We start from the raw sequence: 15,501 nt of genomic DNA on the forward strand, positions 1-15,501 counted from the left end.
TTGAAATTTTGTAACCGACACAAATCCCTGTAGGCGCTGCCGAAGGCTGCGATCTTTTAGCTATCTAAAGAACGACCGTACGATTGGCGTTAAGAAACACCCTGCGCTCTATGTGATACCCCACCGCCCGCGCCAACGTCAGGCCTTCGATATCCCGCCCCTTGGCAATCAAATCCTCGGGGTAATGGCTGTGATCCACGGCCTCGACACCTTGGGCAATGATCGGCCCCTCATCGAGATCGTTATTGATGTAATGCGCCGTCGCGCCAACCAGTTTCACGCCTTTGTTGTAAGCCTGGTGATACGGTTTGGCGCCCTTGAAACCCGGCAGCAACGAGTGATGAATATTGATCGCCTTGCCATCGAGCTTGCGGCACAGCTCTGGCGACAGCACCTGCATGTAGCGAGCGAGGATGACCAGTTCGGCGCCGGACTCTTCGATCACCTGCCAGACCTGTCGCTCTTGCGACGGTTTGTCGTTGGGATCGAGGGGGAAATGGTAGTAGGGAATCTGGTGCCAATCGGCCAACGGCTTGAGGTCCGGGTGATTGGACACTACCGCCGCGACATCCATCGACAATTGACCGATGCGCTGGCGGTAGAGCAAGTCGTTGAGGCAGTGATCAGCCTTGGAAACCATGATCACCACTTTCGGCCGGTAGTTCGGCGCGGTCAGTTCGAAGATCATGCCAAACGCCTGACCCCGTTCTGCGAGACCAGCGCGAAAGGCTTGTTCGTCGAAGCCGTCGGGCTGGCGAAATTCCACACGAATGAAGAAGCGGCCGGAGAGCCGGTCATCGAACGAGTGGTGCTCGGTGACGTAGCAACCCTGCTCGAACAGAAAACGCGTGACCGCGTCCACAGTGCCGAGGACGCTGGGGCAGTCGGCGGTCAGAATCCATGTGTCTGGGGCGCGGCTCATGGTGCGGTGACTCCTGTTTCGACAACGGTGAGCAGATTGAACTCTGAACTGGGTTGACCTGTGCTGAACTGCTTTTGTGGTGAGGGGATTTATCCCCGTTGGGTGGCGAAGCCGCCCCAAAACCAGTCACCGCGGTTTATCAGGTAGATCGAATTCACAGGTATTGCGACTGCTTCGCAGCCGAACGGGGATAAATCCTTTCGCCACAGAAGCAGGCACGATAGCCATGCAGTGTCAGGCCTGGACGCTGAGGCCGTACTCAGCCGAAGCATCCTGCAACCACAACCACCAGTAATCCGAGAAACTGCGACGAATCAGCAGCTCCCAAGTGTCTTCAGCGGTATGGCGAATCATCAGCTGCGACTTGGCGAACACCGTGCCCACAGCCTTACCCACCGGGAAGCTGTTCGGGTGCACGTCGTAGCTGGTGGACTTCATCAATACCTGACGCACGTTCGGCCCGCTCAGTTCGAGCAGTTGCTGACCGCCGCTGACGTTGACGATCGCGATGTGCAGATCGCCCAGCGCTTCACGTAGTTTCTGTTCGGCGGCGAATTCTTCACCGCTTGGCACGATCAGCAGCCATTCATCCGGGCCCATCCATTGCAGGCTGGTTTCGCCTTTGACGATCACGCTCAGGGCGCCGGGCAGTTCGATGCCCAAGGCCTTGTGCACACCGGCAGCGAAGGCTGCATCGTGGCCATCACCACGGATGGTCAGATGGCCGAGGAGTTTGCGCTCACGCACGATCACGCCGGCGTTCTTGCGGCCCTTGCCGACCAGGCTGGCGAGGTCGGCATGGTGCAGCGACGACTCGGCCTTGGCCCCTGAGGCTGGGCGTTGTTGGTAAACATTGGCTGTGGTCATAAAGCACCTTTCCTGAATTCTGACTTGAGCCCTGTGCCAGCAGATATACCGCTATCGCGAGCAGGCTCACTCCTACAAGGGGTACGCGTTCACCTGTAGGAGTGAGCCTGCTCGCGATGAAGTCATCACGGTGCAACTGCACTCCACAGGATCCGAACCATCAAATATTCTGCCGATCACCTTTCGGATCGAAGAACACCGAAGAAACGATTTCCGCCTCGATCACGCTGCCGTCCGCCAACGGTGCAAACACCCGCTCGCCAAGACGCTTCAAACCGCCCTTCACCACGCCCATCGCAAACGAATAACCGAGAGAGTTGTGCGCATAGCTGGAAGTCACGTGGCCGACCATGGTCATCGGGATCGTCTGTTTAGTGTTGAACACCAACTGCGCGCCTTCCGGCAGCCATTTGGTCGGATCGATCGGCTTCAGGCCTACCAGCTGTTTGCGCTGATCACGCACGCAGTCTTCACGGTTCATGCCGCGCTGGCCGATCCACGAGAACGGTTTGGTGCGACCGACACACCAGCCCATGTTCAAGTCGTCCGGGGTCATCGAGCCGTCAGTGTCCTGGCCGACGATGATGAAGCCCTTCTCGGCGCGCAGGACGTGCATGGTTTCGGTGCCATACGGCGTCAGGTTGTACTGCTTGCCCGCCTCGACGATTTTCTCCAGCACGCCCATCGCGTAGTCGGCCTGCACGTTGACTTCGTACGACAGCTCACCGGTAAACGAGATGCGGAAGACCCGCGCAGGCACGCCGCCGACCTCGCCTTCTTTCCAGGTCATGAACGGGAACGCTTCGTTGCTCAAATCGATATCGGTGACAGCGCTGAGCAGCTTGCGGCTGTTCGGCCCGGACAGGGTCATGGTCGCCCAGTGGTCAGTGACGGAGGTGAAATACACCTTCATGTCCGGCCATTCGGTCTGGTGGTACAGCTCCAGCCATTGCAGCACGCGCGCGGCGCCACCAGTGGTGGTGGTCATGACGAAATGGTTGTCGGCCAGGCAAGCCGTCACACCGTCGTCGAAGACCATGCCGTCTTCTTTGCACATCAAACCGTAACGGGCCTTGCCCACATCGAGTTTGGTCCAGGCGTTGGTGTACACGCGGTTGAGGAACTCGCGGGCATCCGGGCCTTGAATGTCGATCTTGCCCAGCGTCGAAGCATCAAGCAGGCCGACGCTGTCGCGCACGGCTTTGCATTCGCGCTTCACAGCGGCATGCAGGTCTTCGCCGTTTTTAGGGAAGTACCACGGACGCTTCCACTGGCCGACGTCTTCGAACTCGGCGCCGTTTTTCAGGTGCCATTGATGCAGTGCGGTATAACGCACCGGCTCGAAGATATGCCCGCAGTGGCGGCCGGCGATCGCGCCGAAAGTCACTGGCGTGTAGTTCGGGCGGAACATCGTGGTGCCCATCTGCGGGATGGTCACGTTCAGCGAACGGGCGGCGATGGCCAGACCGTTGACGTTGCCCAGCTTGCCCTGATCGGTGCCGAAACCCAGCGCGGTGTAGCGTTTGACGTGTTCAACCGACTCGAAACCCTCGCGGGTCGCCAGTTCGATGGCGGCGGCGGTCACGTCGTTTTGCAGGTCGACGAATTGCTTCGGTGCCCGTGCGGTGTTCTTTTCATGCGGCACCTGGAACAGCGCCAGCGTCGGTTCTTCGTGACGGCTCAAGGCTTTTGGCAACACGCCTTCTACCGTCTGGAAACCGGCTTCGGCAGCGGCGCGCACGCCACCTTCAAAACCGTCTGCCAGCGAATCGCCGAGACCATAAACACCGTTGATGCCACCGACGCACACGCGTTTCTGCGGTGCTTCGCCCGGTACGAAACCGAGGATGTCTTCACGCCAGGTCGGCTTGCCGCCCAAGTGCGAGGCCAGGTGAACCACCGGGCTGTAACCGCCGGAGCTGGCGACCACGTCGCAGTCGAGCCATTCGCCCGGGCTGGTCACGGCGTGCGCTTTGACATCAATTGCGGCGATGCGGGCAGCGGTAACGCGCTTGCTGCCTCGGGTCTCGATCACGGCGCTACCGGTGAGGATGCGGATGCCTTTGGCGCGAGCCTCTTCAACCAATGCGCCACGCGGATTGCTGCGGGCATCGGCGATGGCCACCACTTGCAGGCTGGCGTCGAGCCAGTCCAGCGCCACGCGGTAGGCGTGATCGTTGTTGGTCGAAAGCACAAGCTTCTTGCCCGGCGCCACACCGTAGCGGCGCACGTAAGTCGATACCGCACCGGCGAGCATGTTGCCCGGCACATCGTTGTTGCCGTAGACCAACGGACGCTCGCACGCGCCAGTGGCCAGCACCACACGCTTGGCGCGAACGCGGTGGATGCGCTGACGCACCTGACCGATTGGCGCACGGTCGCCGAGATGATCAGTGAGGCGTTCGTGAATGGTCAGGAAGTTGTGGTCGTGGTAACCGTTGACCGTAGCGCGCGGCAGGATCAGCACGTCCGGGGTGTTTTTCAGTTCGGTGATGACGCTGGCAACCCACTCCATCGCAGGCTTGCCGTCGAGGCTTTCGCGGGAATCGAGCAGGCTGCCGCCGAACTCTTCCTGCTCGTCGGCCAGAATGACGCGAGCACCGCTGCGCGCAGCGGCCAGTGCTGCAGCGAGACCGGCCGGGCCGCCGCCAACAATCAGCACGTCGCAGTGCTGGTTCATGTAGTCGTAGGTGTCCGGATCATTCTCGGTCGGCGAGCGGCCAAGACCTGCAGCCTTACGAATGTACTTCTCGTAAGTCATCCAGAACGATTGCGGGTACATGAAGGTTTTGTAGTAGAAACCCGGCGGCATCAGCTTGCCGCCGACCTTGCCGAGAATGCCCATCATGTCGTTGTTGACGCTCGGCCAGCCGTTGGTGCTGGTCGCGACCAGACCTTGATACAACGCCTGTTGCGTGGCGCGCACGTTGGGGATCTGCGTGGCTTCGGTAGCACCGATCTGCAGCACCGCGTTCGGCTCTTCGGCACCGGCGGCGAAGATCCCGCGAGGACGCGAATACTTGAAGCTGCGGCCAATGATGTCGACGCCGTTGGCGATCAGCGCGGCGGCCAGCGAGTCACCCTCGAAGCCTTTGTAGCTCTGACCGTTGAAGGTGAAGCTCAGCACTTTGTTGCGGTCGATCCGTCCACCGTTGGACAGGCGATTGGTCTGGCTCATACCTTCTCTCCCAGCGCCGTCGTGGCTGTTTTCGCGCCATCAGCCTTGTCGGTGAATTGCGGCTTGGTGCCGATCTTGTAGGTTTCGAGAATCTCGTAAGTCACGGTGTCGCGGGTGACGTTGAAGTACTGGCGGCAACCGGCGACGTGATCCCACAGCTCGTGGTGCAGACCGCGTGGGTTATCACGGAAGAACATGTAGTCGCCCCACTCCGCATCGGTGCAGCTTGCAGGGTCCAGTGGACGCGGAATGTGCGCCTGGCCGGATGCATGGAATTCCTCTTCGGAGCGCAGCTCGCCGCAGTGAGGACAGAAGATATGCAACATGGGGATTTCTCCTGTTAGTGGGCAACCGCAGCAGCGCCGTGTTCATCGATCAACGCACCGTTGTGGAAACGGTCGATGGAGAAAGGTGCGGCCAACGGGTGCATTTCACCCTTGGCCAGGCTCGCGGCAAAAACGTTGCCCGAGCCAGGTGTTGCCTTGAAGCCACCGGTACCCCAACCGCAGTTGAAGAACATGTTCGGCACCGGGGTTTTCGAAATGATCGGGCAGGCATCCGGCGTGGTGTCGACGATGCCGCCCCACTGACGGTTCATGCGTACACGGGACAACACCGGGAACATCTCGACGATGGCCTGAATGGTGTGCTCGATCACCGGGTACGAACCGCGCTGGCCGTAGCCGTTGTAGCCGTCGATACCGGCGCCGATCACCAGGTCGCCCTTGTCGGACTGGCTGATGTAACCGTGCACGGCGTTGGACATGATCACACTGTCGATAATCGGTTTGATCGGCTCGGACACCAGCGCTTGCAGCGGGTGGGATTCGATTGGCAGACGGAAACCGGCGAGTTTGGCCATGTGCCCGGAGTTACCAGCCGTGACCACGCCGACGCGCTTGGCGCCGATGAAACCCTTGTTGGTTTCAACGCCGATGCACACGCCGTTTTCCTTACGGAAACCGATCACTTCAGTCTGCTGGATCAAGTCCACGCCGAGAGCGTCGGCAGCCCGGGCAAAGCCCCAGGCCACCGCATCGTGACGGGCGACGCCGCCGCGACGCTGGACGGTTGCGCCCAGTACTGGGTAGCGGGTGTTTTTCGAGCAATCGAGGTACGGAATCTCGTTGGCGACTTGCTCAGTGTTGAGCAACTCGCCGTCGACGCCGTTGAGGCGGTTGGCGCTGACCCGACGCTCGGAATCGCGAATGTCCTGCAAGGTGTGGCACAGGTTGTAAACACCGCGCTGGGAGAACATCACGTTGTAGTTCAAGTCCTGCGACAGGCCTTCCCACAATTTCATCGCATGTTCGTACAGATGCGCCGACTCGTCCCACAAGTAGTTGGAACGCACGATGGTGGTGTTGCGCGCGGTGTTACCGCCGCCCAGCCAGCCCTTCTCGACCACGGCGACGTTGGTGATGCCGTGCTCTTTCGCCAGATAGTAAGCAGTCGCCAGACCGTGCCCGCCGCCGCCGACGACGACCACGTCGTAGACCTTTTTCGGGGTCGGCGTGCGCCACATTTTCTGCCAGTTTTCGTGGTGGCTGAGCGAGTGTTTGAAGAGGCCGAAGCCCGAATAGCGTTGCATAGTCATGTACTCCAGAACGCTCAGCGATAAACCGGGAAGTCAGCGCACAGGGCCGAAACCTGCTGGGCAACATTGGCCTCGACATCGGCATCGCCGAGGTTATCGAGGATGTCGCAGATCCAGCCGGCCAGCGTCACACACTGGGTCACCTTGAAACCGCGCGTGGTCACCGCCGGGGTGCCGATGCGCAGGCCGGACGTCACGAACGGCGACTGCGGATCGTTCGGCACCGCGTTCTTGTTGACGGTGATGTGCGCACGGCCAAGAGCGGCGTCGGCATCTTTGCCGGTCAGGCCCTGACGGATCAGGCTGACCAGGAACAGATGGTTATCGGTGCCGCCGGACACTACATCGTAGCCACGTTTGATAAACACGCTCGCCATCGCCTGGGCGTTGTCGATCACTTGTTGTTGATACGCCTTGAAGCCAGGCTCCAGCGCTTCCTTGAAGCACACGGCTTTACCGGCGATGACGTGCATCAGCGGGCCACCCTGAGCGCCGGGGAACACCGCAGAGTTGAGTTTCTTTTCAATTTCTTCGTTGGACTTGGCCAGGATCAAACCACCACGCGGGCCGCGCAGGGTTTTGTGCGTGGTGGTGGTGACCACGTCGGCGTACGGCAGCGGGTTCGGGTACAGACCGGCCGCGACCAGCCCGGCGACGTGAGCCATGTCGACGAACAGCAGCGCGCCGACTTTGTCAGCGATCTGACGGAAACGCGGGAAGTCCAGAGTCTTCGAGTAAGCGGAGAAACCGGCGACGATCATTTTCGGCTGGCACTCGACGGCCAGACGCTCGACCTCGTCGTAATCGATCAGCCCGGTATCGGTGTTGATCCCGTACTGCACGGCGTTATAGAGCTTGCCCGAGGACGACACTTTGGCGCCGTGGGTCAGGTGACCACCGTGGGCCAGGCTCATGCCCAGAATGGTGTCGCCCGGCTGGATCAACGCCAGGTACACGGCGCTGTTGGCCGAGGAACCGGAGTGCGGCTGGACGTTGGCGTAATCGGCGCCGAACAGTTGCTTGGCGCGTTCGATGGCCAGCGCTTCGACTTTATCCACATGTTCGCAACCACCGTAGTAGCGCTTGCCCGGATAGCCTTCGGCGTATTTGTTGGTGAGGCCACTGCCCTGGGCTTGCATCACGCGTTTGCTGGTGTAGTTCTCCGACGCGATCAGCTCGATGTGATCTTCCTGACGTTGCTCCTCGGCATTCATCGCCGCCAGCAGTGCATCGTCGTAACCCTGGATCTGGTCTTGCTTGCTGAACATCGCGTCTCTCCCAGCGGCGGCGGTGCGCCATTCGTCTCGGTCAGGCACCTGCGTGCCCTTTGATGCGATGGTATGACCGGCGCAGACAGCTCAAATGCCTACGGACGCCACGCAAAGGTGCGTTTACGACATGGCAGGAAATGGCTTGGAGAATGCAGTCCCCTGTAGGAGCTGCCGCAGGCGGCGATCTTTTGATCTTGCTTTTGATTCTGAAAAGCCAAAGTCAAAAGATCGCAGCCTGCGGCAGCTCCTACAGGGGTTATGCGATGACCTGGCGCAGGGCGAGCAGTACGAGGAAATGCGCCGGATACAGGGCGTAGGCCCAGCGCCGCATCGGTGGCGGCTGGATCGTTCGGGCATGTCGCAAAAGCAACATCCCAAGCAATGGCGCAATCAGGCAAACGATGAGGCCGAAGATCGCCAGTTCATTGCCGAACCGCACAGATTCGAACAACACCCGCCACTGATTCGCCGCCAGGCACACCAGTCCCGGCAACACAGCGAAATACCACGGGCGACGAATCACCCACAACGTCGCCAGCGGCAGCAAGACACCAAAGAAACCGAACATCAGCCGTTCCGAGAACAGCGCCGAAAGCAGCAACGCGCCAGCGCCGAGCACTCGCGATGCCAAGGCCCGATCCTGCCAGCCTCGCGCCACCAGCAATCCCAAGGCCAGAGTCGGCATGACGTTCAACGTGTCGGGATCAGGAATGTACAGCCTATACGGAATCTCGCTGACCAGGCTGAACAACAGCAACCAGCACAGATACCGCCACTCGGTCTTGCGCGCCCCCGCACGATCAAGATTCGCCGCCATCGCCAGACAAAACCATGGAAACGCCAAACGCCCAGGCACATACAGCCAATCGACGGAGAACCCGACATATCGCAGGTGATCGAGCAACATGCTCAACAGCGCCAGCCACTTGAGCAGATCCAGCGCGCCGTCGCGATTTCTCAGGTGCATAATCGGCCCGTGTCCTTGTAGAGTTTTGACAACGACATCCCGTGTGCTCCCCGGAAGATCTTCGGTAAAGTGCGCACCATCATTGACCAACGAAGCGCCACAAGCGTTTCGATCACGGAAGCCGGCCATGACCGACAAGAGCCAACAATTCGCCAGCGACAACTATTCCGGTATCTGCCCTGAAGCCTGGGCTGCCATGGAACAGGCCAACCACGGCCACCAACGCGCTTACGGCGACGATGAATGGACCGCTCGCGCGGCCGACCATTTCCGCAAACTGTTCGACACCGATTGCGAAGTATTCTTTGCCTTCAACGGCACCGCCGCCAACTCGCTGGCCCTGTCGTCGCTGTGCCAGAGTTACCACAGCGTGATCTGCTCGGAAACCGCCCACGTCGAAACCGACGAATGTGGCGCCCCGGAGTTTTTCTCCAACGGCTCGAAACTGCTGATCGCCGGCACTGAAAACGGCAAGATCACCCCGGCCTCGATCCGCGAAGTCGCGCTCAAGCGTCAGGACATTCACTACCCTAAACCGCGTGTCGTGACCCTGACCCAGGCCACTGAAGTCGGTAGCGTCTACACCCCGGAAGAAATCCGCGCCATCAGCGCCACCTGCAAAGAGCTGGGCCTGAACCTGCACATGGACGGCGCGCGTTTCTCCAACGCCTGCGCGTTCCTCGGCTGCTCGCCAGCGGATCTGACCTGGAAAGCCGGTGTTGATGTGTTGTGTTTTGGTGGCACCAAAAACGGTATGGCCGTCGGTGAGGCGATCCTGTTCTTCAACCACAAACTGGCCGAAGACTTCGACTACCGCTGCAAACAGGCCGGGCAACTGGCGTCGAAGATGCGCTTTCTGTCGGCACCGTGGGTGGGCATCCTCGAAAACGACGCCTGGCTGAAATACGCCCGCCACGCCAACCACTGCGCGCAATTGCTGGCCGAACTGGTCAGCGACATTCCGGGTGTCGAGCTGATGTTCCCGGTCCAGGCCAACGGCGTGTTCCTGCAACTGTCCGAACCGGCCATCGCCGCGCTGACGGAACGCGGCTGGCGCTTCTACACCTTCATCGGCAAGGGCGGCGCACGCTTCATGTGCTCGTGGGACACCGAAGAAGAACGCGTACGCGAACTGGCCCGCGATATCCGTGAAGTCATGTCCAACTGATCCCTTGAGCCGATAGGTCCCCTGTGGTGAGGGGATTTATCCCCGATGGGCTGCGCAGCAGCCCCAAAACCTGCCATTGAGTTTCTGTCTGACAGAGACTGGATTCAGACTTTGGGCCTGCTGCGCAGGCCATCGGGGATAAATCCCCTCGCCACAAAGTTACACCCCACCTACCGCGTTTGCTGCTTGGTCTACATTGTCTGTCGAGCCCTCCGCTCACATAACAATAAGCAGGAGCATCGGCATGTCGTTACAAGGCAAAACCCTGTTCATCACCGGCGCCAGCCGTGGCATTGGCCGCGAGATTGCGCTGCGGGCCGCGCGGGACGGGGCCAATATCGTGATTGCGGCGAAAAGCGCCGAACCCCACGCCAAGCTGCCCGGCACCATCCACAGCGTCGCCGCGGAGGTCGAAGCGGCGGGCGGCAAAGCTTTGGCCCTGCAACTGGATGTGCGCGATGAAGACGCGGTGCGCCAGGCACTGGCTCAGGCAAACGAACATTTCGGCAGCATCGATGCGCTGGTGAACAACGCCGGGGCGATCAAGTTGACCGGCGTGCAACACATCGAACTCAAGCGTTTCGACCTGATGCACCAGATCAACACCCGCGCAGTGCTCCTGTGCAGCCAGGCCGCCCTGCCCTATCTGAAGAAATCCGCCGGACACATTCTCAACCTGTCGCCGCCGCTGAATCTGGCGACCAAGTGGTTTGCCCAATACAGCCCGTACACCGTGACCAAATACGGCATGAGCATGCTGACGCTTGGCATGAGTGAGGAATTCGCCGGGTACGGGATCAGCGTCAACTCACTGTGGCCACAGACGATGATTGCCACGGCAGCGATTGAGTTTCAGTTGGGCAACAGAGAGTCGTTCAAGCATGCGCGAACGCCTGAGATCATGGCGGATGCGGCGTATGTGATTTTGAGTAGCAGCCAGCGGCAGATCACTGGGCGGTTGCTGATTGATGAGGAGATTTTGCGGGAAAGGGGTGCGAGCGAATTCGAGCACTACCGCTTCGAGCCGGGCAGTGCCGACAAGCTGATGACCGACCTGTTCGTCGACTGAACACTCCCCTTGTAGGAGCTGCCGAAGGCTGCGATCTTTTGATCTTGATCTTTAAAAACAAGATCAAAAGATCGCAGCCTTCGACAGCTCCTACAGGGGGCCGTGGTTAAAACTCGATACGGACGTCGCCCTTCGGCACGCTGCAGCACGACAAGATAAACCCTTCCGCCTCGTCGTCTTCGGTGATCCCGCCGTTGTGCTCCATCTCCACCTCGCCGCCCAGCTTCATCACCTTGCACGTCCCGCAAATCCCCATGCCGCAGGCTTTCGGAATCATCAGGCCGAGCTTGGCCGCCGCCGCATGCACCGTCTCGCCCGGTGCCACACGAATGCTCTTGCCGGAGGCGGTGAATTCCACCTGATGCAGATCCGCCGCATCGACTTCCGGCGCGTCCGCTGCCTGCTCGGCCTGTTCGACAGCATCGGCGCGAGCCTCGGGGGGCGTGGCACCGAAGGATTCTTCGTGGTAGCGCGACATGTCGTAACCGGCGGCTTCCAGCAGCCGCTTGACTGCGTTCATGTACGGCGTCGGCCCGCAGCAGAACACTTCGCGCTCAAGAAAGTCGGGCACCATCAGTTCGAGCATCTTGTGATTGAGGTAACCGCGATACCCGGCCCACGGCTCACCCAAGCCGTGCTTCTCGCAGATCAGGTGCAGGCTGAAGTTGTCGATCCGCGAGGCCATGTGTTCCAGCTCACGGTGGTAAATGATGTCTTTGGGCGAGCGCGCGCTGTGGATAAAGGTCATGTCGACGTTGGCATTGGTGTCGTAGAACCAGCGCGCCATCGACATGCACGGCGTGATACCGACGCCGCCGCTCAGGTACAGGACTTTCGGGCTCGGATAGTCCATGGCATTGAACAGCCCGACCGGCCCGTGCACCGCCAACTCCTGGCCCTCGTGCAGCGTGTCGTGCAGCCAGTTGGAAACCTTGCCGCCCGGCACCCGTTTGATCGTCACCGAAAAGCTGTAAGGCACCGACGGCGAACTGGAAATGGTGTACGAACGCATGATCGGCTGGCCTTCGATTTCCAGCTCCAGGGTGACGAACTGCCCGGGCTTGAAGAAGAACAGGATCGGCTGATCGGCCATGAAGCAGAAGGTGCGCACGTCCCAGGTTTCCTGGATGACTTTGACGCAACGGACGATGTGTCGGCCATTGGCCCAGGTCTGGGTGGTGACCGGATTCAGGAAGCTGTTGGACATGCTGTTCTCCACGGCCGACTGTCGGCCTCATGTCGGCGATTCTGCGTATAGCGCGAACCGTCCGTTTACCTATCCGCGACATCGGCATACTTATCGCGACCAGCCCCCAACCACAGGGGGTTGCGCGTCGGGAACAGATTGCACCATGTCGCCCATGGATAAGGTTCCGCCCAGCGCCGGCCCCACACTCGCCCCAACACCAAGACAGATTCTTTACACCTTGCGTAGCAACCGTTAGCAGCACACCTGATCAGCCACTTTTCGCCGGCCACGCAGATGGCCATGAGGATCACATCGATGGACGTCACCGCAAAAATCAGCCTGGGCGATCCGCTGGAACCCGCACGCAAGGCCACCGCCCAAATGTTGCAGGAGCGCGAGCGCACCTTCTCGCTACCGCAACCGTTCTACAGCGACGAGCGGCTGTTCGATATCGACATGCAGGAGATCTTCCAGAAAGAGTGGTTGATTGCCGGCATGACCTGCGAGATTCCGGCCAAGGGCAACTACCTGACGCTGCAGATCGGCAAGAACCCGATCATCGTGATTCGTGGCGCCGAGGGAGTGGTGCATGCGTTCCACAACGTCTGCCGCCACCGTGGCTCGCGCCTGTGCACCAGTGAAAAGGGCAAGGTCGCCAAACTGGTTTGCCATTACCACCAGTGGACCTACGAGCTGGACGGTCGCCTGCTGTTCGCCGGCACCGAAATGGGCGCCGACTTCGACATGAAGCAGTACGGCCTCAAACCGGTGAACGTGAAGACCGCTGGCGGCTACATCTTTATCAGCCTGGCGGAGAATCCACCGGCCATTGATGACTTCCTGTCGACGCTGAACCACTACATGGAACCGTACGACATGGAGAACACCAAGGTGGCGATACAGACCACCTTGTTCGAAAAAGCCAACTGGAAACTGGTGCTGGAAAACAATCGTGAGTGCTACCACTGCAACGCCTCGCACCCGGAACTGCTGAAAACCCTGCTGGAATGGGACGACGTCACCGACCCACGCGCCGATCAGGCGTTCAAGGATCACGTCGCTGCCTCCGCTGCCGCATGGGAAGCCGAAAAGATCCCTTATGCCCACGCCAGTTTCGGCCTGCGCAACCGCATCGTTCGCATGCCGCTGCTCAAGGGCACCGTGTCGATGACCCTCGACGGCAAACAGGGCTGCGCCAAACTGATGGGCCGCATCAAAAACCCGGATCTGGGTTCGATGCGCATCCTGCACCTGCCGCACTCGTGGAACCACTGCATGGGCGATCACATCATCGTCTTCACTGTGTGGCCGATCAGCGCGCAGGAAACCATGGTTACCACCAAGTGGATCGTGCACAAGGATGCGGTCGAAGGCGTCGATTACGACGTTGAGCGCATGCGCCAGGTGTGGGATGCGACCAATGATCAGGACCGGCGTCTGGCCGAAGAGAACCAGCGCGGGATCAACTCCACGGCTTACCAGCCAGGGCCTTACTCCAAAACTTATGAATTTGGCGTGGTGAACTTTGTTGATTGGTACAGCGAGAGACTGCTGAGTAATCTCGGCGCAGAACCTGCGCCTTACCTCAAAGGCGTCCCTGTCCAGGGTTAAAGCGAGATCAAAAGATCGCTGCCTTCGGCAGCTCCTACAGGTTTTGTGGCGCTCACAAATTCGGTGAACACCAACAACCCTGTGGGAGCTGGCTTGCCAGCGATGGCGTCCTGACATTCACCTTTGACCTCCAGTGGATGAATTTTGATCAACCACGCCACACACCATACCCACCAAGCCCCCCAGCCTTCCGCAAACAACTTATCCACATACCCACCCACAGCAAATGGGGACAACTGTGGATGACTCGAAAAATATTCCAATGATTTGCCAAGAAAAACCGTGACTTATGCAGAAGTACAGTTTGGGATAGGTATTGGGTGTTTTTTGATCACATCTCTGTATGCGGCGGTTTGTATGGCTTACAGAGGATGGCGAACACCTTATCCACAGAAGCGCCAACAGTAATCGGGGGTAACTTTGCCGGATCTGTGGAAAAGCCCTGAAGACTGTACAGAATCAGGGTTTTCGAGGGATTTACCCGAGTTAAATGACGATTAGGTTGTTTTTTGATCAGAACCCCACAGACCATGTTTTACAAGGCTTGTAGCGGATAGCGAACATCTTATCCACAGAAGCGCCAACAGAGATTGGGGGCAACTTGTGCAGTTATCCAAGGAGAAAAGCCCGGAAAAACCGTGACTTAGGCTGGTTGTTTTTTGATCTGAGGCCTGAAGGGCTTGATTGGCGTGGGGTGCGGGGATGGACGAACACGTTATCCACAGATCCGCCAACAGGGATTGTGGGTAAACAGCGCAATATCTCGATACGCTTGGTTTATATGTAGGAGCTGCGGCACGCTGCGATCTTTTGATCTGGCTTATGAAAGATCAAAAGATCGCAGCCTCGTTTCACTCGACAGCTCCTACAGGGGCTTTGCAGGGTGTCAGCGGACGACGCCTTCTTCGATCAGCAGTTTGAGGATGGCTTCGGCGCCGGCTTGCGCCGTGACGCCTTTGAGTACTTGCCCCCCACCGCCACTGGCCTTGGCCGTAGCCGCCTTCATCCGATCAGCGCCACTCTTGGCCTTGATCACTTTCAGACGCTTCGGCCGAGGCTTGGCCGGCTGCAATGTGGCAACAGACAAAAGCTCATCGTCGATGACTTCGACGTCATCCGCCTCCAACAGCCCACGCCGCGCCGGCCCATAGGCACTCTGCCTCGGCTTCGGCGCCGCGTTATCCACAGTTGCCAGAAACGGCAGCTTGACCTTCAACCGCCGCCGCTGGCCCCGCGGTAGTGCTTGCAGCACCAGCGCCGAGCCATCGTTGATCGACTCGACCTGGGCCAATCCGACTACCAGCGGCCAACCCAACCCTTCGGCCAGCAGGAACGGCAACATGCCCGAGCCCTCGCCGGTTTCTGCCTGGCTCCCCGTCAGCACCACTTGAGCACCGGCCTCTCGCAGGTAAGCCGTCAGCGCCGGCAACGCATCCGCGCCCGCCGGTTGCTCCAACACGTGCATCTGCTCCAGGCCCATGCCCAGATAGGCGCGCAACGCCGGTTCAGCAACGTCGCCGGCGTGCAGCACTTGCAGGTTATCCCCAGCCAGTTGCAAACCCAGTTCCACTGCCCGTGCATCCTGTTCGGCGCGGCGTGGGCGGCCGGAGGTTGGGTGGGCGCCGATTGAAACCAGACTGATGATTTTTGTGTTCATCGCGT

General features: G+C 59.7%; 13 protein-coding genes. 3 read left to right on the plus strand and 10 right to left on the minus strand.

Going from position 1 to position 15,501, the window contains the following annotated elements; all coding sequences use genetic code 11:
• Positions 1–64: 64 nt before the first annotated feature.
• The 7 genes from purU to ACA061_RS24735 form a co-directional block, all read right to left on the minus strand.
• Positions 65–922 carry a formyltetrahydrofolate deformylase gene (gene purU, locus ACA061_RS24705; RefSeq protein WP_042561445.1) on the minus strand — a complete coding sequence of 286 codons (858 nt, stop codon included), beginning with the start codon at positions 920–922 and terminating at the stop codon, positions 65–67.
• A 234-nt stretch (positions 923–1,156) separates the two neighbouring features.
• Complete coding sequence (locus ACA061_RS24710) at positions 1,157–1,789, minus strand: sarcosine oxidase subunit gamma (protein WP_497300198.1); 633 nt, start codon at positions 1,787–1,789, stop codon at positions 1,157–1,159.
• A 160-nt stretch (positions 1,790–1,949) separates the two neighbouring features.
• Positions 1,950–4,967 carry a sarcosine oxidase subunit alpha gene (locus ACA061_RS24715; protein WP_497300199.1) on the minus strand — a complete coding sequence of 1,006 codons (3,018 nt, stop codon included), beginning with the start codon at positions 4,965–4,967 and terminating at the stop codon, positions 1,950–1,952.
• Positions 4,964–5,293 (minus strand): sarcosine oxidase subunit delta, encoded by a 330-nt coding sequence (locus ACA061_RS24720; protein ID WP_150601885.1) that lies wholly within the window; start codon positions 5,291–5,293, stop codon positions 4,964–4,966. Before ACA061_RS24720 ends, ACA061_RS24715 begins: the two co-directional genes overlap by 4 nt.
• 14 nt (positions 5,294–5,307) lie before the next feature.
• Positions 5,308–6,558 carry a sarcosine oxidase subunit beta gene (locus tag ACA061_RS24725; protein ID WP_497300200.1) on the minus strand — a complete coding sequence of 417 codons (1,251 nt, stop codon included), beginning with the start codon at positions 6,556–6,558 and terminating at the stop codon, positions 5,308–5,310.
• Between the two features lie 20 nt (positions 6,559–6,578).
• Complete coding sequence (glyA, locus tag ACA061_RS24730; RefSeq protein ID WP_150601887.1) at positions 6,579–7,832, minus strand: serine hydroxymethyltransferase; 1,254 nt, start codon at positions 7,830–7,832, stop codon at positions 6,579–6,581.
• 259 nt (positions 7,833–8,091) lie between these two features.
• Entirely contained in the window at positions 8,092–8,802 is a 711-nt protein-coding gene (locus ACA061_RS24735) for a TraX family protein (RefSeq protein WP_497300201.1), read from the minus strand.
• A 127-nt stretch (positions 8,803–8,929) separates the two neighbouring features.
• Between ACA061_RS24735 and ACA061_RS24740 the strand changes: the two genes are divergently transcribed.
• Positions 8,930–9,970: a threonine aldolase family protein gene (locus ACA061_RS24740; RefSeq protein WP_150601889.1), complete on the plus strand. Its 1,041-nt coding sequence runs from the start codon at positions 8,930–8,932 to the stop codon at positions 9,968–9,970.
• A 244-nt stretch (positions 9,971–10,214) separates the two neighbouring features.
• Complete coding sequence (locus ACA061_RS24745; RefSeq protein ID WP_497300202.1) at positions 10,215–11,039, plus strand: SDR family oxidoreductase; 825 nt, start codon at positions 10,215–10,217, stop codon at positions 11,037–11,039.
• Positions 11,040–11,145: 106 nt separating this feature from the next.
• On the opposite strand, the gene gbcB is transcribed toward ACA061_RS24745, so the two are convergent.
• Positions 11,146–12,246, minus strand: a complete 1,101-nt coding sequence (gene gbcB / locus ACA061_RS24750) for a glycine betaine monooxygenase reductase subunit (RefSeq protein ID WP_150601891.1) — start codon at positions 12,244–12,246, stop codon at positions 11,146–11,148.
• A 297-nt stretch (positions 12,247–12,543) separates the two neighbouring features.
• Here gbcB and gbca point away from each other — a divergent pair, with 297 nt between their 5' ends.
• Complete coding sequence (gbca, locus tag ACA061_RS24755; RefSeq protein WP_150617784.1) at positions 12,544–13,839, plus strand: glycine betaine monooxygenase oxygenase subunit; 1,296 nt, start codon at positions 12,544–12,546, stop codon at positions 13,837–13,839.
• Here the strand turns inward: gbca and ACA061_RS24760 are convergent.
• The gene (locus ACA061_RS24760; RefSeq protein ID WP_150617785.1) at positions 13,836–14,048 is read right to left on the minus strand and encodes a hypothetical protein; all 213 of its coding nucleotides are present in this window, start codon (positions 14,046–14,048) and stop codon (positions 13,836–13,838) included. The two genes, gbca and ACA061_RS24760, sit on opposite strands and share 4 nt — an antisense overlap.
• Before the next feature lie 677 nt (positions 14,049–14,725).
• Positions 14,726–15,496, minus strand: a complete 771-nt coding sequence (gene etfB, locus ACA061_RS24765; RefSeq protein ID WP_150601893.1) for an electron transfer flavoprotein subunit beta — start codon at positions 15,494–15,496, stop codon at positions 14,726–14,728.
• Positions 15,497–15,501 lie beyond the last annotated feature (5 nt).

Source organism: Pseudomonas sp. LBUM1668 (genome assembly GCF_059695715.1).

Excerpts from the sequence above, each read along its gene's own strand:
- etfB (WP_150601893.1), bottom strand. The coding sequence starts at position 15,496 with ATGAACACAAAAATCATCAGTCTGGTTTCAATCGGCGCCCACCCAACC.
- ACA061_RS24735 (WP_497300201.1), bottom strand. The coding sequence starts at position 8,802 with ATGCACCTGAGAAATCGCGACGGCGCGCTGGATCTGCTCAAGTGGCTG.
- ACA061_RS24720 (WP_150601885.1), bottom strand. The coding sequence starts at position 5,293 with ATGTTGCATATCTTCTGTCCTCACTGCGGCGAGCTGCGCTCCGAAGAG.
- gbca (WP_150617784.1), top strand. The coding sequence starts at position 12,544 with ATGGACGTCACCGCAAAAATCAGCCTGGGCGATCCGCTGGAACCCGCA.
- gbcB (WP_150601891.1), bottom strand. The coding sequence starts at position 12,246 with ATGTCCAACAGCTTCCTGAATCCGGTCACCACCCAGACCTGGGCCAAT.
- ACA061_RS24740 (WP_150601889.1), top strand. The coding sequence starts at position 8,930 with ATGACCGACAAGAGCCAACAATTCGCCAGCGACAACTATTCCGGTATC.
- glyA (WP_150601887.1), bottom strand. The coding sequence starts at position 7,832 with ATGTTCAGCAAGCAAGACCAGATCCAGGGTTACGACGATGCACTGCTG.
- ACA061_RS24745 (WP_497300202.1), top strand. The coding sequence starts at position 10,215 with ATGTCGTTACAAGGCAAAACCCTGTTCATCACCGGCGCCAGCCGTGGC.
- purU (WP_042561445.1), bottom strand. The coding sequence starts at position 922 with ATGAGCCGCGCCCCAGACACATGGATTCTGACCGCCGACTGCCCCAGC.
- ACA061_RS24725 (WP_497300200.1), bottom strand. The coding sequence starts at position 6,558 with ATGCAACGCTATTCGGGCTTCGGCCTCTTCAAACACTCGCTCAGCCAC.
- ACA061_RS24710 (WP_497300198.1), bottom strand. The coding sequence starts at position 1,789 with ATGACCACAGCCAATGTTTACCAACAACGCCCAGCCTCAGGGGCCAAG.
- ACA061_RS24715 (WP_497300199.1), bottom strand. The coding sequence starts at position 4,967 with ATGAGCCAGACCAATCGCCTGTCCAACGGTGGACGGATCGACCGCAAC.